This window comes from Pseudogulbenkiania sp. AW2-16, assembly GCF_056824575.1.
Genome location: NZ_CP157668.1, coordinates 190,944 through 208,134, shown reverse-complemented (window position 1 = coordinate 208,134; position 17,191 = coordinate 190,944). Strand labels below are relative to the sequence as shown.

The 17,191-nt window shown below is 62.9% G+C and carries 19 protein-coding genes and 2 pseudogenes; 4 read left to right on the top strand and 17 right to left on the bottom strand.

Annotated features, from left to right (window positions below; translation table 11 throughout):
• Positions 1 to 3: 3 nt before the first annotated feature.
• The 10 genes from ABKF58_RS00990 to smpB all read right to left on the bottom strand — a co-directional run bounded on the left by ABKF58_RS00990 (position 4) and on the right by smpB (position 7,254).
• The gene (locus ABKF58_RS00990; RefSeq protein ID WP_482583071.1) at positions 4 to 1,434 is read right to left on the bottom strand and encodes a circularly permuted type 2 ATP-grasp protein; all 1,431 of its coding nucleotides are present in this window, start codon (positions 1,432 to 1,434) and stop codon (positions 4 to 6) included.
• A 240-nt stretch (positions 1,435 to 1,674) separates the two neighbouring features.
• Positions 1,675 to 2,334 (bottom strand): L,D-transpeptidase family protein, encoded by a 660-nt coding sequence (locus tag ABKF58_RS00985; RefSeq protein ID WP_482583070.1) that lies wholly within the window; start codon positions 2,332 to 2,334, stop codon positions 1,675 to 1,677.
• Positions 2,321 to 2,812, bottom strand: coding sequence for a L,D-transpeptidase family protein (locus tag ABKF58_RS00980; RefSeq protein WP_482583069.1), 492 nt, complete (start codon positions 2,810 to 2,812; stop codon positions 2,321 to 2,323). The genes ABKF58_RS00985 and ABKF58_RS00980 overlap by 14 nt, the downstream gene beginning before the upstream one ends.
• An 8-nt stretch (positions 2,813 to 2,820) precedes the next feature.
• Positions 2,821 to 3,555, bottom strand: a complete 735-nt coding sequence (tadA, locus tag ABKF58_RS00975; protein ID WP_482583068.1) for a tRNA adenosine(34) deaminase TadA — start codon at positions 3,553 to 3,555, stop codon at positions 2,821 to 2,823.
• A 31-nt stretch (positions 3,556 to 3,586) separates the two neighbouring features.
• A complete protein-coding gene (locus ABKF58_RS00970; RefSeq protein WP_482583067.1) occupies positions 3,587 to 3,862 on the bottom strand; it encodes a hypothetical protein in 276 nt (91 codons plus the stop codon).
• A gap of 3 nt (positions 3,863 to 3,865) precedes the next feature.
• Complete coding sequence (locus ABKF58_RS00965; RefSeq protein WP_482583066.1) at positions 3,866 to 4,249, bottom strand: phage holin family protein; 384 nt, start codon at positions 4,247 to 4,249, stop codon at positions 3,866 to 3,868.
• Between the two features lie 16 nt (positions 4,250 to 4,265).
• On the bottom strand, positions 4,266 to 4,580 hold the full coding sequence (locus ABKF58_RS00960) for an ElaB/YgaM/YqjD family protein (RefSeq protein ID WP_008953162.1): 315 nt from the start codon (positions 4,578 to 4,580) through the stop codon (positions 4,266 to 4,268).
• A gap of 223 nt (positions 4,581 to 4,803) precedes the next feature.
• Entirely contained in the window at positions 4,804 to 6,387 is a 1,584-nt protein-coding gene (guaA, locus tag ABKF58_RS00955; RefSeq protein ID WP_482584416.1) for a glutamine-hydrolyzing GMP synthase, read from the bottom strand.
• A gap of 60 nt (positions 6,388 to 6,447) precedes the next feature.
• Positions 6,448 to 6,804 (bottom strand): hypothetical protein, encoded by a 357-nt coding sequence (locus ABKF58_RS00950; protein WP_008953160.1) that lies wholly within the window; start codon positions 6,802 to 6,804, stop codon positions 6,448 to 6,450.
• 3 nt (positions 6,805 to 6,807) lie between these two features.
• A complete protein-coding gene (gene smpB / locus ABKF58_RS00945; RefSeq protein ID WP_008953159.1) occupies positions 6,808 to 7,254 on the bottom strand; it encodes an SsrA-binding protein SmpB in 447 nt (148 codons plus the stop codon).
• Between the two features lie 167 nt (positions 7,255 to 7,421).
• Here smpB and ABKF58_RS00940 point away from each other — a divergent pair, with 167 nt between their 5' ends.
• Positions 7,422 to 7,859 carry a type II toxin-antitoxin system RatA family toxin gene (locus tag ABKF58_RS00940; RefSeq protein ID WP_008953158.1) on the top strand — a complete coding sequence of 146 codons (438 nt, stop codon included), beginning with the start codon at positions 7,422 to 7,424 and terminating at the stop codon, positions 7,857 to 7,859.
• Positions 7,852 to 8,170: pseudogene (locus ABKF58_RS00935) on the top strand (RnfH family protein). Before ABKF58_RS00940 ends, ABKF58_RS00935 begins: the two are co-directional and overlap by 8 nt.
• Before the next feature lie 148 nt (positions 8,171 to 8,318).
• Here the strand turns inward: ABKF58_RS00935 and ABKF58_RS00930 are convergent.
• The 5 genes and pseudogenes from ABKF58_RS00930 to ABKF58_RS00910 form a co-directional block, all read right to left on the bottom strand.
• Positions 8,319 to 8,852 (bottom strand): annotated as a pseudogene (locus tag ABKF58_RS00930) (GGDEF domain-containing protein); the annotation flags it as partial.
• A gap of 1,232 nt (positions 8,853 to 10,084) precedes the next feature.
• On the bottom strand, positions 10,085 to 10,381 hold the full coding sequence (ftsB, locus tag ABKF58_RS00925) for a cell division protein FtsB (protein ID WP_482583065.1): 297 nt from the start codon (positions 10,379 to 10,381) through the stop codon (positions 10,085 to 10,087).
• Between the two features lie 4 nt (positions 10,382 to 10,385).
• Positions 10,386 to 11,669, bottom strand: a complete 1,284-nt coding sequence (eno, locus tag ABKF58_RS00920; protein ID WP_008953154.1) for a phosphopyruvate hydratase — start codon at positions 11,667 to 11,669, stop codon at positions 10,386 to 10,388.
• Between the two features lie 83 nt (positions 11,670 to 11,752).
• The gene (kdsA, locus tag ABKF58_RS00915) at positions 11,753 to 12,604 is read right to left on the bottom strand and encodes a 3-deoxy-8-phosphooctulonate synthase (protein ID WP_294864231.1); all 852 of its coding nucleotides are present in this window, start codon (positions 12,602 to 12,604) and stop codon (positions 11,753 to 11,755) included.
• A 3-nt stretch (positions 12,605 to 12,607) separates the two neighbouring features.
• Positions 12,608 to 14,239 (bottom strand): CTP synthase, encoded by a 1,632-nt coding sequence (locus ABKF58_RS00910; RefSeq protein ID WP_482583064.1) that lies wholly within the window; start codon positions 14,237 to 14,239, stop codon positions 12,608 to 12,610.
• A 254-nt stretch (positions 14,240 to 14,493) separates the two neighbouring features.
• Between ABKF58_RS00910 and rpmB the strand changes: the two genes are divergently transcribed.
• Together rpmB and rpmG are read left to right on the top strand one after the other, a co-directional pair.
• Positions 14,494 to 14,727 (top strand): 50S ribosomal protein L28, encoded by a 234-nt coding sequence (rpmB, locus tag ABKF58_RS00905; RefSeq protein WP_008953151.1) that lies wholly within the window; start codon positions 14,494 to 14,496, stop codon positions 14,725 to 14,727.
• 34 nt (positions 14,728 to 14,761) lie between these two features.
• The gene (rpmG, locus tag ABKF58_RS00900) at positions 14,762 to 14,917 is read left to right on the top strand and encodes a 50S ribosomal protein L33 (RefSeq protein ID WP_008953150.1); all 156 of its coding nucleotides are present in this window, start codon (positions 14,762 to 14,764) and stop codon (positions 14,915 to 14,917) included.
• Between the two features lie 114 nt (positions 14,918 to 15,031).
• On the opposite strand, the gene ubiG is transcribed toward rpmG, so the two are convergent.
• Both ubiG and ABKF58_RS00890 read right to left on the bottom strand, forming a co-directional pair.
• Positions 15,032 to 15,733: a bifunctional 2-polyprenyl-6-hydroxyphenol methylase/3-demethylubiquinol 3-O-methyltransferase UbiG gene (gene ubiG / locus ABKF58_RS00895; protein WP_482583063.1), complete on the bottom strand. Its 702-nt coding sequence runs from the start codon at positions 15,731 to 15,733 to the stop codon at positions 15,032 to 15,034.
• A gap of 5 nt (positions 15,734 to 15,738) precedes the next feature.
• Complete coding sequence (locus ABKF58_RS00890; protein ID WP_482583062.1) at positions 15,739 to 17,058, bottom strand: TRZ/ATZ family hydrolase; 1,320 nt, start codon at positions 17,056 to 17,058, stop codon at positions 15,739 to 15,741.
• Positions 17,059 to 17,191: the final 133 nt, after the last annotated feature.

Genomic DNA, 17,191 nt, shown 5'->3' with positions numbered 1-17,191 from the left:
GATTCAGTCCTCCAAAACCCAGGTGTCCTTGGTGCCGCCGCCCTGCGACGAGTTGACCACCAGCGAGCCGGCCTTCAGCGCCACCCGCGTCAGGCCGCCGGGCACCATGGTGATGTCCTTGCCACTCGACAGCACGAATGGCCGCAGGTCGAGATGGCGCGGCGCGATGCCGGCCTCGACGAAGGTGGGGCACGACGACAGGCACAGCGTCGGCTGGGCGATGTAGCCGGCCGGGTCGGCCGAGAGCTTGTCGCGGAACAGCTGCTTTTCCGCTTCGCTCGCCACCGGGCCGATCAGCATGCCGTAGCCGCCGGCGCCGTGGACTTCCTTCACCACCAGCTCGTCCAGATGCTCCAGCACGTACTGCAGGTCTTCCGGCTTGCGGCACTGCCAGGTCGGCACGTTGTTGAGCAGCGGTTCTTCGCCCAGGTAGAAGCGGATCATCTCCGGCACGTAGGGATAGATCGACTTGTCGTCCGCCACGCCGGTGCCGATGGCGTTGGCCAGGATCACGTTGCCCTGGCGGTAGGCCGAGAGCAGACCGGGTACGCCGAGCATGGAGTCGGGGCGGAACGCCAGCGGGTCGAGGAAGGCGTCGTCGATGCGTCGGTAGATCACGTCCACCTGCTTGTGGCCGGCGGTGGTGCGCATGTAGACGTGGTCGTCGCGCACGAACAGGTCGCGCCCCTCCACCAGCTCCACCCCCATCTGCTGCGCAAGGAAGGCGTGCTCGAAGTAGGCGCTGTTGTAGTGGCCGGGGGTGAGTACCACCACGGTGGGGTTGTCGATCCGGCTGGCCTGGCGCAGCGTCGACAACAGCAGCGCCGGGTACTGGTCGACCACGCCCACGGCGTGGCGGGCGAACAGCTCGGGGAACAGCCGCATCATCATCTTGCGGTTTTCCAGCATGTAGGACACGCCGGACGGCACGCGCAGGTTGTCTTCCAGTACGTAGTACTGGCCGTCGGCGTGGCGGATGATGTCGACCCCGGTGATGTGGGCGTAGATCTGGTCGGGCAGATCAATGCCCTGCATTGCCGGCTGGTACTGGGCGTTGGTGAACACCTGCTCGGCCGGGATGATGCCGGCCTTGACGATGGCGTGGTCGTGGTAGATGTCGTGCAGGAAAGCGTTGAGCGCCTTCACCCGCTGACGCATGCCGGCCTCCAGCGCGCGCCATTCGGCCGCGGGCACGATGCGCGGGATGGTATCGAACGGGATCAGGCGCTCGGCGCCGGACTCGTCGCCGTACACCGAGAAGGTGATGCCGACCCGGTGAAAGCGCTGGTTGGCCTCCTCGCGCTTGCGCGACAACGCTTCCGGGGTCTGGGCCTGCAGCCATTCGGCAAAGCCCTGGTAGTGGGGGCGGACCGCGCCGCTGGAGAGCAGCATTTCATCGTAGTGGGACGAATGGGGCAGCGTTAGGGCGTGCATGGGAATCTCCCTTGTCTTGATGTTTTTCGGGCGGGCCAGCTGGAGAGATGGCATGGCCCTGAACAGGACTTAGCAAGCCACGTGCCATGACGGAGGGGAATCCGGCGGGAGCCGGCGGAGCACATGCACCAGAACAGCGTCATGCGGCACCGCGAATGGGATTCGGGTCGTTCAGCGAGCCACCGTGGTGCGGTGCGGGGAAAAGGGCTTCGGCCAACCTGGGCCGGTGGGAGCAGGGGGTCAGCCGTTTTCGTCGATCAGCACGTCGGTGCCGAGTTCGGCCTGCTGGAACAGTTCGATGACGTCGGGGTTGCGCATGCGTACGCAGCCGAGCGAAGTCGGGGTGCCGAACGCGACGTGCTCGCCGGCGCCGTGGATGTAGATGGCGCGGTCGTAACTGTCGACGTCGCCACCCTGATTCTTGCCCGGCTCCATGCCGCACAGCCACAGGATGCGCGTCAGGATCCAGTCCTTCTCGGGGTATTGCGCGTGCAGCGCCGGGGTGTACTTCCACGGCGTGACCTGGCGCCGGAAGATGATGGTGTTTTCCTCGGCGCCGTCGCCGATCTTCTCGCACACCCGGTGCCAGCCGCGCGGCGTCATGAAACTGTTGGCCAGCTCGCCGACGCCATTGCGGGCGGTGGACACGCTATAGCGGTGTTGCATCAACCCCCAGCCGTCGTAGAAGGTTAGCGACTGCGATTTCACCCCGACCACGATCCACGGCTTGCCGTACTGTTGCGGGTTGGGGTGTGTGGGCAGCAGGGGGCCGGCGCTTTGCTGCGCCAGGATGAAGCCGGCCTCGGCGGGCGGCGGCGGGGTGTTCTCACCCTCGGCCGCCTGCAGCAGGGCAGACGCCAGTGCCAGCCCGGTGGCCAGCACCAGCTTAAGCCGGTTCATGCTCGACGATCTCCACTTCGGTACCGCACGGCACCAGCTCGAACAGCTCGATGATGTCGCTGTTGCGCATGCGCACGCAGCCGTGCGAGCCGGGGTGGTCCAATTCGACCTGGTCCGGCGTGCCGTGCAGGTAGATGTAGCGGCGCATGGTGTCGACCGGGCCCAGGCGGTTGCGTCCCGGTTCGAGCCCGGACAGCCACAGGATGCGGCTCAGGATCCAGTCGCGTTCGGGCTGGGCGGCGTACGCCTCTGCACTGCAGATTTCGCCGGTCCAGCGACGCGCCTTGAACACCGCGCCGACGGGCATGCCGGCGCCGATCTTGGCGCGCACGATGTGACGCCCGCGCGGCGTCTGGTAGCTGCCGCTGCGCTCGCCCGCCCCCAACGCGGCGGTGGATACCGGGTAACGGCGCAGCACGCGGCCGTCGTCGTCCCGCAGCGTCAGCGCCTGTTCGGCGATTGAAACACGAATCTTCATCGTTCCCTTCATGCTCGGCCGGCAGCACGGCGCTGCCGGAAAAACTCGCTCAGCAGCCGGCCGCAGGCCTCTGCTTCTATCCCGCTAAACAGCGCCGTCTGGTGATTCAGGGCACGCTCTCCAAACAGGTTCAGCACGCTGCCGGCGGCACCGATCTTGGGGTCACGTGCGCCATAAATCACCCGGTCGAGCCGGCTATGCAGGATCGCCCCGCCGCACATCGGGCAGGGCTCCAGCGTCACGTACAGATCACAGCCGCTCAGGCGGTAATTCCCGAGCGTCGCGGCGGCCTCGCGCAAGGCCACCATCTCGGCGTGGGCGGACGGGTCGTGGCTCGTCACCGGGCGGTTGAAGCCACGGCCGATGACGCGGCCTTCCTTCACCACCACCGCCCCCACCGGCACTTCGCCTGCGGCCGCGGCGGCTTCGGCCAACCTCATTGCCTCGGCCATGAAATGCTGTGCTTCTTCGGCCGGCGGCGGCAGGCGCACCGGGGCGTGATGGTGCAGCGCCCATGTCAATTGGGCACGATCATTGTCGTCGAGTTCCTGCCAATGCACACCGCGCGCCGCCGCTTCCAGCGCGAACAGCAGGCGCTGCGTCACGGTATGGCCGGCCGCCTTCAACAACAGAAAGGTATGCACCACTCCCTGGGCGCGCAAGGCCTCGCGGCTGGCGATGCCCAGCGCGGCCAGGTGGTGGAGGGTATTGGGGGGAAGAGGGGGCGAGCTCAGTAGCGTCATGGCGCCGATTATAGCGTCAGCGCCGGTTTGCTCACAGGCGGGCCCAGAGCTTGCGCGCCGCTCGCCATAGCAGAAACAGCTGGGCTCCGCCCAGCAGCATCCGGCGCAGGCGCTTGCTGGGAATGACGCCGCCCAGTGGGCCCAGCACCGGGCCGAGTCGCCGCAGGTTGCCCCAGGTGCGCCAGCCTTCTCCTGCCAGGCTCATCGGCCGCTTGATGGCTTTCAGCTCCATGCGCAGCTTCAGGCGCAGCGCCTCGCCCTTCATCAGCAGCAGCTCTTTCTTGATGGCGCGTTGTTGTGGAGTCATCGCTCACTCGCGTCCGTTGAGGGCGTCCCAGTCCTTGCGCACCTCGGCCAGCGTCGTGGCGAACGGTGCGGATTGCCGGCTCAGACGCCGCTGCAACTGCAGCAAGGCGGCGGCCCCGAGAACGGCAAACAGGATGGTGAGCAGGCCGAGTAGCGTCACGCGCCACTCGGGGGTGAGCAGCACGACGAACAGCAGCGCGGCCATGAGGCCGATGAGCAGGCAGATCAGTGCCGCAACCCCGATCAGGGTATTGCGCAGCAGCTGTTCTTTCTGTTCCTCGGCCTCCAGGCCGAACAGCTCGGCCCGGGTCAGCGCCAAGGCCACGAATCCGCCCAATAGCGAGCGCAGCGAGCCCGGGCGGGGCGGTGTCGGAGTATGTTCCGGCATATCGGGACGGACCGGCTCAGCGGCGGGAAACCAGCAGGCCCAGCAGGAAGCCGAGCACGGCGGCGATGCCGATCGACTTCCACGGGTTCTCGTGCACGTACTGGTCAGTCGCCTTGGCCGCCACCTTGGCCTTCCCGACCACCACCTGCTCGGCCTCGGTCAGCTTGGCCTTGGCTTCCTTCAGCTTGTCGGCCAGGCGCTGGCGCAACTGCTGGGCCTTCTCGCCGCCTTCGTCGCCAGCGGCGGTGAGCAGATCCTCAGTGCTGGACAGAACGTGGCGGACATCCTGCAGCAATTGTTCCTTCTCGGCGGCAAATGTTTGCTCGTTCATGGTGATCCTCCTGGTGCGTGGTGAAACGGGAAGAGGAAGGACGTGGCGGTTCCGCCACTCCCTTCAGCATCGAAACATGCGATTACCCTAACAGTCTATGACATCAGGCGTCGAGTCCAAGTGGTTCGGGGGCGATAACATCACCGATGTTGTCGGCCAACGGGCAAGAAAAAGCCCTGCGCAAAGGCAGGGCCATGGTGTTCATGCTGTAAAGGGAGAGGGCTTATTCCCACTCGATGGTCGCCGGCGGCTTGCCGCTCACATCGTAGACCACGCGGTTGAGGCCGCGCACTTCGTTGATGATGCGGTTGGACACCTTGCCCAGCAGGCTGTACGGCAGTTCGGCCCAGTGCGCGGTCATGAAGTCGCTGGTGATCACCGCGCGCAGCGCCACCACGTAATCGTAGGTGCGGCCGTCGCCCATCACGCCCACCGACTTCACCGGCAGGAACACGGCGAAGGCCTGGCTGGTGAGGTCGTACCAGTTCTTGCCGGTCTTCTCGTCGATGGTGTTGCGCAGCTCTTCGATGAAGATGGCGTCGGCGCGGCGCAGCAGGTCGGCGTATTCCATTTTCACTTCACCCAGGATGCGCACGCCGAGGCCCGGGCCCGGGAACGGGTGGCGATACACCATGTCATGTGGCAGACCGAGCGCTACGCCCAACTGGCGCACTTCGTCCTTGAACAGGTCGCGTAGCGGCTCCAGCAGCTTCAGGTTCATGTCGTCCGGCAGGCCGCCCACGTTGTGGTGGCTCTTGATCGCGTGCGCCTTCTTGGTCTTGGCGCCGGCGGATTCGATCACGTCCGGGTAGATGGTGCCCTGGGCCAGCCACTTGGCGTTGGTGAGCTTGCCCGACTCGCGCTGGAACACCTCGACGAATTCGGCGCCGATGATCTTGCGCTTCTTCTCCGGGTCGGTCTCGCCGGCCAGCTTGCCCATGAACTGTTCGGTGGCGTCGACATGGATCACCTTCACGCCGAGGTTCTGCGCGAACATTTCCATCACCATCTTGCCTTCGTTCAGGCGCAGCAGGCCGTGGTCGACGAAGACGCAGGTAAGTTGTTCGCCGATGGCGCGGTGGATCAGCGCGGCTGCCACCGAGGAGTCCACGCCGCCGGACAGGCCGAGGATGACTTCTTCGTCACCCACCTGCTCGCGGATCTTCTGGATCGCCTCCTCGATGTAGTTCGGCATGGTCCAGGACGGCTTGGCGCCGGCCACGTGCAGCACGAAGCGATGCAGCATCTCGGTGCCGCGCTTGGTGTGGGTCACTTCCGGGTGGAACTGTACGGCGTAGAAGCCGCGGTCCTCGTCGGCCATGGCGGCGACCGGGCAGGACGGGGTTTCGGCGATGACCTTGAAGCCGGCAGGCAACTCCACCACCTTGTCGCCGTGGCTCATCCAGACGTCGAGGTAGCCGTTACCGGCGTCGTCGATGCGGTCTTGCAGGCCTTCGAAGACCTTGGAGTGGTGGCGTGCCTTGATCTCGGCGTAGCCGAATTCGCGCTTGTCGCCGGCTTCCACCTTGCCGCCCAGGGTCTGGGCCATGAACTGCATGCCGTAGCAGATGCCCAGCACCGGCACGCCCAGTTCGAAGACTTTCGGGTCGGCCTGGTAGTCGGACTCGTACACCGAGTTCGGACCGCCGGACAAGATAATGGCCTTCGGATTGAACGCGCGGATCTCGTCGATCGGCATGTCGAACGGATGCAGTTCGCAATACACGTGGGCCTCGCGAACGCGGCGGGCGATGAGCTGACTCACCTGGGAGCCGAAGTCGAGAATGAGGATCTTGTCCATGCCTATCCTTGATAATGGAGAACGGGCCTTGCGGCCCTCAATCGTCTAATAGATGTCAGTATCGGCTCAACGCCCGTCGCCGTTGAGCTGTCGTTCCGGTGCACGCTGGCTGCGCTCCGGGATGCGGTCGCTGCGCGCCAACAGCAGCAGGATTCCCATCAGCACCATGCCCAGCGACAGCACGTGGCTCAGACGCAGGCCGGCCGAGTCGTACAGGTAGACGGCGGCACCGCCGTACATCAGCATCGGGCTGGTGACCATCGACGACTTGTTGAAGCCGTCGATGACGAAGAGGATAACCCCGGCCGTCACCAGCAACAGGGCGAGCAGGGTCGAGGTTTCCGGCAGCAGGTAGGTGCTCTTCAGAAACCACAGCGAGCCCAGCGTGATCAGTACGATCGGTAGCGAAACACTGGTTTTCATGGCTTACCCCCGGTCCCGCAGGAAACGCTGTTTCTCGCGGTCGAGTTCGCGTTCCTTGGCGCTGTCGCGCTTGTCATGCAGTTTCTTGCCCTTGGCCAGCCCGATTTCAGCCTTGATCATGCCCTTGGTGTAGTGCAGGTCGAGGGCGACCATGGTGTAGCCGGCTCGCTCGACCTTGCCGATGAACTTATTGATCTGGGCCTGGTTCAGCAGCAACTTGCGGTTGCGTGTCGGGTCGGGCTTGACGTGGGTCGAGGCGGACTGCAGCGGCGAGATATGGCAGCCAAACAGCCAGAAGGCGCCATTCTTCCAGATGACGTAGCTCTCCTTGAGCTGCACCCGGCCGGCCCGGATCGCCTTGACTTCCCAGCCTTCCAGCACGAGGCCGGCCTCGAGCTTTTCCTCGATGAAATAATCGTGGTAGGCCTTGCGGTTGTCGATGATGCTCATGGGCATGTGAGGGTAAGAGAATCCGGTATTCTATCAGATACCGGTGCTATCGCTAAAGTCGAGTCATTTCAGCGGTTTGGCTCCGTTGGGCCTGGCAGCGTCCAACTCGGACATGGCGGGGGAGGCGCGCTTGGTGTACCTTTACTCTTTTTGCGTTTTCCCTTGCCATGCTGGTTGTCGAAAAGAATGTCCTGGTGCCCCATACGGTAGAACAGATGTTCGCCTTGGTGGACGATGTCGAGCACTATCCCCGCTTCCTGCCCTGGTGCGGAAGGGCCGAGGTTCATGAACGTGTGGGCAACCAGCTGGTGGCCAGTCTGCATATCGACTATCTGAGAATTCGGCAGCATTTCACCACCCGCAATGTCAATGTCGATGGCGAGACGATCAGCATGGAACTGGTCGAGGGGCCTTTCGAGCATCTGCAGGGACGATGGCATTTCCACCCGCTGGGCGAGATCGGCTGCAAGATCGAGTTTCGCCTCACCTACCGCTTTTCCAGTCATCTGCTGGAAAAACTGATCGGACCGGTATTTGGCCATATCTCCGGTTCGTTGGTGGATGCCTTCATCAAGGAAGCAGACCGGATTTACGGCGATGACTAATACCATCGAGATTGAAGTCACGTACGCGCGGCGCGAGCGCCAGCAGATCATCACGCAGACCGTTGCGGCAGGCACCACGGCGCGTCAAGCGGTGGAGCTCTCGGGTATTGCCGGGCAGTTCCCCGAGATCGACCTCGGCTCATCTCCAATTGGGGGTGTTCGGCAAGGCGGTGAAGGAGGATTTCGTCCTGCGTGCGCATGATCGGGTGGAGATCTACCGTCCCCTGATTGCCGACCCCAAGGAGGTGCGGCGGCGTCGCGCCGAGGCCGGCAAGGCCACGAAGAAGGGTGGCGGCCCGGTGGCAGAGTGAGCCCCCAAAGTAAAAACGGCCCGTTTGGGCCGTTTTTTGTTGGATGAACGCCGTCAGGCAGCAGGGGGGCTTCTTCCGCTTCCGCGGAGCAGACCCGGTTCTTGCCGCTGATCTTGGCCTGATACATGGCCTGGTCCGCCCGTTCGATCACGTCGGTATCACGCTCGCCCAGATGCCATTTCGCTACCCCGGCGCTGAAGGTAATCAGCAGGCGGTCGTTATTGGCGAGAAAGAAGGTCTTGGTCAGCTCGCGCTGCAAGCGCTGGATGGCCTGGATGGCCTCGGGGGGCGGCGTGTCCGGCAGCAGAATGACGAATTCTTCGCCGCCGAAGCGCGCCACGATGTCAGAAGGCCGCATGGTATGGCGGGTCACGTTGACCAGGTGCTTCAGCGCATCGTCGCCGGTCAGGTGGCCATAGTGGTCGTTGAGCTGCTTGAAGTTGTCGACATCGATCAGCGCTACCGACAACGGGCTGTTGGTGCGTTCGGCGCGGCTGATCTCGCGCTGGAAGTGCTCGGCCAGTCCGCGCCGGTTGTAGGCGCCGGTCAGCTGGTCTTCCTTCACCTTGGCGCTGGCCGCCTCCAGGGCGATTTCCAGTTCCTTGATGCGTTGCTCGGCCGACTCCACCTGTTCGCGCGAGGACAGTAGCTCGTCACGCGACCTGACCAGGTTGAGCTGCATCGTCGAGGTGTCCTCCATCAGCGAACTGATGATGGGGGTGAGTTCCTCGACGTTCTGGATCTGTCTCAGCCGCGTGCTGTGCGTGCTGATCTTGCTGTGGAACTCGTCGGTGCTGTCGGTCATGCTGGCCAGCCGCGACACGAAGCGATCCAGCAGATTGCGCAGCGAGCTGGCCGCCTCGTCGAGCGAGTTTTTCAGCGCACCCTGCTTGCGGATGACTTCCTTCAGGCTGGTTTCCAGCTGGTAGATCTGCTGCATCGACAAGGGTTCTTGCGAGAGCACTTCCTGCAGCGTGGCGATCTGACCGACCATGAAGCTGTCCGAGCGGTTGACCTCGGCGATATTGTCGAGCAGCAGTTTGAGCAGGTTCGACAGCCCGGTGACCAAGCGCCCTTCCTGCTGGGTGTAGAGCTCGACCTTGATCATGAAGGCGCGCAGCCGCGGCAGCAGGCTGTTGAGCGTGGCCTCGTCGCCGAGTTGCTCCACTTCGCCGATCATGGCTTCGAGATTCAGCACCAGCTCGGGGTAGGGCTGCAGGCGCGGCTCCAGGCCGTGCTTCAAGGCAAAGCACAGGATGCGCTGCCAAACCGTCCAGCTCGGGGGGAGGTCGGCGTCCGCCGTCGTCTCGTCTGAAGGCAGTATTTCCTCCGAGACCGGCTCGCGATCTCGCAACGGGGTATTCCAGGTCTGGATCAGCGAATGCAGTTTCTTGTTGAGCTCCTGCGGCTGTTTGCCGTAGGTGATCAGCAGCCGTTCCAGTCCGGCTTGCTTGAAGTGCTGCGGGAAATCGGTCTGGCGCAAATCCCAGCTCTTGATCAGGTTCTCGATCAGGCTGCCCCATTCCTGGGCAAGCTGCTGGGTGGTCTGGCTCTGTCGGGCAAAATCGATCACCAGTTGCGGAACCTGCTCCCAGTGGGACGCTTTGATGAGCAGTTGCAGGCGTTGCAACATCGCCTTGGCGGCAGCGTTGTCGTTGGGCAGGCTCTCCAGCGCGCGAAACAGCTGGGTAGCAAGCTTGTTTTCCCGCTCTGCCGGAGCCTTGGCGAGCTCCTGGTAGACGCGCTCGTAATTTTCCGGGGTGGGCAGTAGTTTGCGGGTGCTGAGTTGTTTCAGCGTTTCGCGGGCGACTTCGATGGGGTTGTTTGTTGTCATTGCCCAGATCCTGGAGCTTTTATCGCCAGCCATCATCGGTGTTGGTCATGAATGCGTGAGGTTGAGCCCAGCGGCCACCGTCATTGTCGGGGTGGCGATTTACCGTTCGGGTCCAATAACTGGAAAAATACCTCACCTTGGCGGATCATGCCAAGCTCATTGCGCGCGCGCTCCTCGATGGCGTCGGTGCCCCGCTTGAGGTCACCCACTTCGGCATCGAGGGCGGCATTGCGTGCGATCAGGGTCTGGTTGATCGCACGCTGTTCCTGAAGTTGTTTGTCCAGCTGCCAGACCCTGAGCCAGCTACCCTTGCCGAACCATAACGGCCATTGCAGGGTAGTGATCAGGACGACCAGGACCAGGGTCAGCCAGCGCATGCAATCACTTCAGGTGGTAGAAGGCCGAACGGCCCGGGTAGTAGGCGGCATCACCCAGCTCTTCTTCGATACGCAGCAGCTGGTTGTACTTGGCCATGCGGTCGGAGCGCGACAGCGAACCGGTCTTGATCTGCATGCAGTTGGTGGCCACGGACAGATCGGCGATGGTGCTGTCTTCAGTTTCGCCGGAGCGGTGGCTCAGCACGCTAGTGTAGCCCGAACGCTTGGCGAGATCGACGGCCTTCAGGGTTTCGCTCAGGGTGCCGATCTGGTTGACCTTGACCAGCAGCGAGTTGGCCAGCCCCTGCTGGATGCCTTCGGCCAGGATGGTCGGGTTGGTCACGAACAGGTCGTCGCCGACCAGCTGTACGCGCTTGCCCAGACGTTCGGTCAGGATCTTCCAGCCGTCCCAGTCGTGCTCGCTCATGCCGTCTTCGATCGAGATGATCGGGTAGTTGTTGGCCAGCGTTTCCAGGTAGTCGACAAACTGCTCGGAGCTGAGCGACAGGCCTTCGGCGGACAGGTGGTACTGGCCGTCCTTATAGAACTCGGACGAGGCGCAGTCGAGCGCCAGCATCACGTCCTGGCCGGCCACGTAGCCGGCGGCGTCGATGGCGTCGAGGATCAGCTTGATGGCGTCTTCGTGGGTGGCCAGGTTCGGGGCGAAGCCGCCTTCGTCGCCGACGGTGGTGGAGTAGCCCTTCTGGTCACACAGCTTCTTCAGCGAGTGGAAGATCTCGGCGCCACAGCGCAGGGCTTCGCGGAAGGTCGCGGCCCCCACCGGCATGATCATGAATTCTTGGATGTCCAGGGTATTGTTGGCGTGCGCGCCGCCGTTGATGACGTTCATCATCGGCACCGGCAGGGCCATTGGGCCGGCACCGCCGAGGTAGCGGTAGAGCGGCAGGCCGGCGTCTTCGGCGGCGGCGCGGGCCACGGCCATCGATACCGCCAGCATGGCGTTGGCGCCCAGGCGGCCCTTGTTTTCGGTGCCGTCGAGTTCGATCAGGGTCTTGTCGATGAAAGCTTGGTCGGAGGCATCGAGGCCGATGATGGCTTCGCAGATCTCGGTGTTGATGTTTTCCACGGCCTTGAGCACGCCCTTGCCCAGGTAACGGCTCTTGTCGCCGTCGCGCAGTTCCAGCGCTTCCTTGGCACCGGTGGAGGCGCCGGACGGCACGGCGGCACGGCCCATCACGCCCGATTCCAGCAGCACGTCGGCTTCAACCGTCGGATTGCCGCGCGAATCGAGAATCTCGCGGGCGATCACATCGATGATCGAACTCATGTCTGTTCCCTTTGTTCTAGGTGTGTTTAGTCAAGCAAATGCTTCGGCCAACCGTAATGGTTGGCCGAAATGTAGTCAAATGGTTACAGTGATTGTTCTGGCAGCGGGCCTGCTTTGACCAGCGCGTCGATGCCCTTGAGCGTGGCCAGCAGCTCCTGCATGCGGCCCAGCGGCCAGGCGTTGGGGCCGTCGGACAGTGCCTTGCTCGGGTCGGGGTGGGTTTCCATGAACATGCCGGCGATGCCGGCCGCGACGGCGGCTCGCGCCAGCACCGGCACGAACTCGCGCTGCCCTCCCGAGGCGGTGCCCTGACCGCCCGGCAGCTGCACCGAGTGGGTCGCGTCGTACACCACCGGGCAGCCGGTCTCGCGCATGATGGCAAGCGAGCGCATGTCGGACACCAGGTTGTTGTAGCCGAACGAGGCGCCGCGTTCGCAGGTCATGAAGCGGTCTTCGGACAGGCCCGCCTCGCGCGCGGCGTCGCGTGCCTTGTCGATGACGTTCTTCATGTCGGAAGGGGCCATGAACTGGCCCTTCTTGATGTTGACCGGCTTGCCGCTTTGCGCCACGGCACGGATGAAGTCAGTCTGGCGCGCCAGGAAGGCCGGTGTTTGCAGCACGTCGACCACGGCCGCTACGTGCGGTACCTCGGCTTCGGTGTGCACGTCGGTCAGCACCGGCACGCCGATCTGGCGCCGTACCTCCGCCAAGATGCGCAGGCCCTCGTCCATGCCGAGGCCACGGAACGACTTGCCGGACGACCGGTTGGCCTTGTCGTAGCTCGACTTGTAGATGAACGGGATACCCAGCGCGCTGGTGATTTCCTTCAACTGGCCGGCGGTATCGAGCGCCATCTGCTCGCTCTCGATCACGCAGGTGCCGGCAATCAGGAAAAACGGCTGGTCGAGGCCGACTTCAAATCCGCACAGTTGCATCGTTTACTTCCCTTGCTGGTGAGCCAGCGCCGCCTTCACGTAAGCGATGAACAGCGGGTGGCCGTCACGCGGGGTGGAGGTGAATTCCGGGTGGAACTGGCAGGCGAAGAACCACGGATGGTCCTTGATCTCAATGGTTTCCACCAGCTTTTCATGACCGGCAGAGCGGCCGCTGATGGTGAGGCCAGCTTCTTCGAGTCGCGGCACGTAGTAATTGTTCACTTCGTAGCGATGACGATGACGCTCGACGATGCTTTTGGCACCGTAGATGTGCGCCGCCAGCGAGCCCTGCTTCAGGTCGCAGGCCTGCCCGCCCAGGCGCATGGTGCCGCCCAGGTTGGAGTTCTCGTCGCGCTTCTCGATCTTGCCGTCGTGGTTGACCCATTCATCGATCAGCGCTACTACCGGGTATTCGGTTTCGAGGTCGAATTCGGTGGAGTTGGCGCCCTTCAGTCCGGCTACGTCGCGGGCGTACTCGATCAGCGCGATTTGCATGCCGAGGCAGATGCCCAGATACGGGATCTTGTTTTCACGGGCGAACTTGACCGCCTTGATCTTGCCCTCGACGCCGCGCTTGCCGAAGCCGCCCGGCACCAGGATCGCGTCCATGCCCTTCAGCGTGGCGCAGCCGTCGCGCTCGACTTCTTCCGAGTCGACGTAATGGATGTTGACCTGGCTCTTGGTGTGGATGCCGGCGTGCTTGAGCGCTTCGGACAGCGATTTGTACGATTCGGTCAGGTCGACGTACTTGCCGACCATGGCGATATTGATCTCGTGTTCCGGGTGCTCGATGGCGTCGACGATGCGGTCCCACACCGACAGGTCGGCCTTGGGCAGTTCCAGCTGCAGCTGTTCGCAGATGATGTCGTCGATGCCCTGGGCGTGCAGCATGCTCGGCACCTTGTAGATGCTGTCCGAGTCGTAGCAGCCGATCACGGCATTTTCTTCGACGTTGCAGAACAGCGCGATCTTGCGCTTCTCGTCTTCCGGCAGCTCGCGGTCCATGCGGCACAGCAGGATGTCCGGCTGGATGCCGATCTCGCGCAGCTCGCGCACCGAGTGCTGGGTCGGCTTGGTCTTGATCTCGCCGGCCGCCGCGATGAACGGCACGTAGGACAGGTGCACGTACAGCGTGTTCTTGCGCCCGAGGTTGGAGCGCAGCTGGCGGATCGCTTCAAGGAACGGCAGCGACTCGATGTCGCCCACGGTGCCCCCGATCTCGACGATGGCGACGTCGGCATCGCCAGCGCCTTCGTGGACCTTGTGCTTGATCTCGTCGGTGATGTGCGGGATCACCTGCACGGTACCACCGAGGTAGTCGCCGCGGCGTTCCTTGGTGATGACGGACTCGTATACCTGGCCGGTGGTGAAGTTGTTGCTCTTCTTCATCTTGGCGTGGATGAAGCGCTCGTAGTGGCCAAGGTCGAGGTCGGTTTCGGCGCCGTCTTCGGTCACGAACACTTCGCCGTGCTGGAACGGGCTCATGGTGCCCGGGTCCACGTTGATGTAGGGATCGAGCTTCAACATGGTGACCTTCAGGCCACGGGACTCGAGGATGGCAGCGATAGACGCCGCGGCAATGCCTTTGCCGAGGGAGGACACCACGCCGCCGGTGACGAAGATGTACTTGGTCATGGGAACACGCTTGTAACGGAATCCCGGATTTTAACCTGAAACGGACGAGAGTTGAACCGTCATGTGGCGCAAGCGGTGTTGTGCCGCCAAGGCGGCGCCGGACGATTTTTGCTGCCTGCCGCCGTGGAATGCGGGTATAATTCCAGGCAATCATTCTGGGTATGAGAGCAAGGTGCCGCGCCAACGGTTCTTCTTGCGTATCTTCCTGTTTCTATGTTATAAAGCCAGCTTTTACCGGTTTTGGGAGTTTAACCATGGCGCGAGTTTGCAAAGTCACCGGCAAGCGTCCGATGACCGGGAACAATGTTTCCCACGCCAACAACAAGACGAAACGTCGTTTCCTGCCGAACCTGCAATATCGCAAGTTCTGGGTAGAAAGCGAAAACCGCTGGGTGCGTCTGCGCGTATCCAACGCTGCACTGCGTACCATCGACAAGTTGGGCATCGAAGTTGTCCTGGCCGATCTGCGCGCACGCGGCGAGATCTGATAGCAGCTCATCAAGATAGCGACTGAGGTATACCATGCGCGATAAGATTAAACTGGAATCCACCGCCGGCACTGGCCACTTCTACACCACTACGAAGAACAAGCGCACGATGCCGGAAAAGATGGAGATCAAGAAATTTGATCCCGTTGCACGTAAACACGTGACCTACAAAGAAACCAAGCTGAAGTAATCTGCTGGTCTTCTTGATAAAGAACCCTTCGCTGGTGCACGGCGAAGGGTTTTTTGTTATCGGCTGTTTACCAAGGCCGCCGCTACCCGTGTGGGGGAGGGCGGCCTTGTCGCGTCAGGCGAGCGGACGGCGGGTGGCGATCAGGTAGTTGACGCCGGTGTCGTTGCCCAGCACGTAGGTGCGGGTCAGCGGGTTATAGCTCATGCCGGAGATGTCCTCGAGCTCGAGTCCTGCATGGCGGGCGATGCGGCCGAGCTCCGACGGCTTGATGAAGCGGCCGTATTCATGGGTGCCGCGCGGCAGCATGCCGAGCAGGTACTCGGCTGCCAGTACGGCCAGCAGGTAGGACTTGGCATTGCGGTTGAGGGTGGAGAAGAACACCCAGCCGCCCGGCTTGACCAGCTGTGCGCAGCTGCGGACCACGCTCTCCGGGTCCGGCACGTGTTCCAGCATTTCCATGCAGGTCACCACGTCGAAGTGCGACGGCAGCTCCTCGGCCAGCGTTTCCACCGCCACACAGCGGTAATCGACGCTGACGCCGGATTCGAGGCTGTGCAGTTGCGCGACCTTCAACGATTTCTTGGCCAGATCGATGCCGGTCACGCTGGCCCCTTTCTGCGCCATGCTTTCGGCCAGGATGCCGCCACCGCAGCCGACGTCGAGCACGGTCTTGCCGGCCAGTTCGGCACGGCTGTCGATGTAGTCGAGCCGCAGCGGGTTGATTTCGTGCAGCGGCTTGAATTCGCTTTCCTTGTCCCACCACTTGTGGGCCAGCTGGCTGAATTTATCCAGTTCCAGTTCGTCGACATTACTCATCTGCTTTACCTTGCTAGGATACGGTTGCGCCAGTCGGCGGCCTTGGTCATCAGCGCTGCTTCGTCCAGCGTGGTCAGAACGCGGTTGTTCAGCAGCGTCTCGCCCTTGACCCAGGTGTGTGTCACCTGTTCGCGGCCGGCGGCATAGACCACGTGCGAGATGGGGTCGAATGCCGGGGCGGTCTCGATGGCGGACAGGTCGAGGGCGATCAGATCGGCCTGCTTGCCGATCGCGATGCTGCCGACCTTGTCGTCGATGCCGAGCGCCTTGGCGCCGTTGAGGGTGGCCATGCGGATGGCGGTGGCGGCGGGGACGGCAGTCGGGTCGAGCGTGCCCACCTTGGCCAGCAGCGCGGTCAGGCGGGTGTCGGCCAGCATGTCGAGCTTGTTGTTGGAGGCTGCGCCATCGGTGCCGATGCCGACGGTCACTCCAGCATCCAGCATCTTCTTCACCGGGGCGATGCCGGAGGCGAGCTTCATGTTGGAGGCCGGGTTGTGGGCGACCGCGACGCCATGGCGCGCCACCAGCTCGATTTCCTCGTCGTTGAGGTGCACCATGTGCGCGGCGATCAAGCGCGGTGACAACAGGCCCAGTTCCTTCAGGCGCGCCAGAGGGCGTTGCTGGCGTTCCTTGACGCTGCCCTCGACTTCGTCGGCCGTTTCATGGATATGGCAGTGGATCAGCATGTCTTCCTGCTCGGCCAGCATTGCGACCTTGCGGAAGGTGTCGTCGGAAACGGTATAGGGGGCGTGCGGCGCGAGGGTGAAGGTGACCAGCTCCTCGCCCAGGAATTCGCGGCGCTCGGCCAGGCTTTTACTGATGTAATCGTCGGCGTTGGCGCCGTAATTGGTCGGGAACTCCAGGATGGAGCAACCGACGAAGGTGCGCATGCCGGACGCTAGCCCGGCGCGGGCCATGGCGGCATGATAGAAATACATGTCGTTGATGGTGGTGGTGCCGCCCCGGATCATTTCCGCCATCGCGATCAGTGCGCCGTCGAACACGAAGTCGTCGCGCACATGCTTGCCTTCGGCCGGCCAGATATGGTTGTTCAGCCAGTCCATCAGGGCTTTGTCGTCTGCCAGGCCGCGCAACAGCGTCATGGCCGAGTGGCCGTGCAGATTGATCAGGCCCGGCATCAGCACATGGTGGGGCAGATCGACGTGTTGTGTCGCAGAAATCGCCGCCAATTGGTTGGCTGGTATTATTGCCTCGATTCTGCCATTCTTGATGGCTATGACATGATTTTCAAGCACTTCGCCGTCGCGTTCGACGGTGATCATCCAGCGCGCGCTGACCGTCATGTCATACTGTGGTCGTGTCATCTTTGCTCGAACTGCCTATCCTTGGTATAAGTTCTGCGGATTGTAGGCGCGTGAAACAGGCAAGGCAATCGACGGGTAGGGGTATACTCCCTCTCGAATTAGGTAAACGTGTCGATAACTATTAAATACCGGG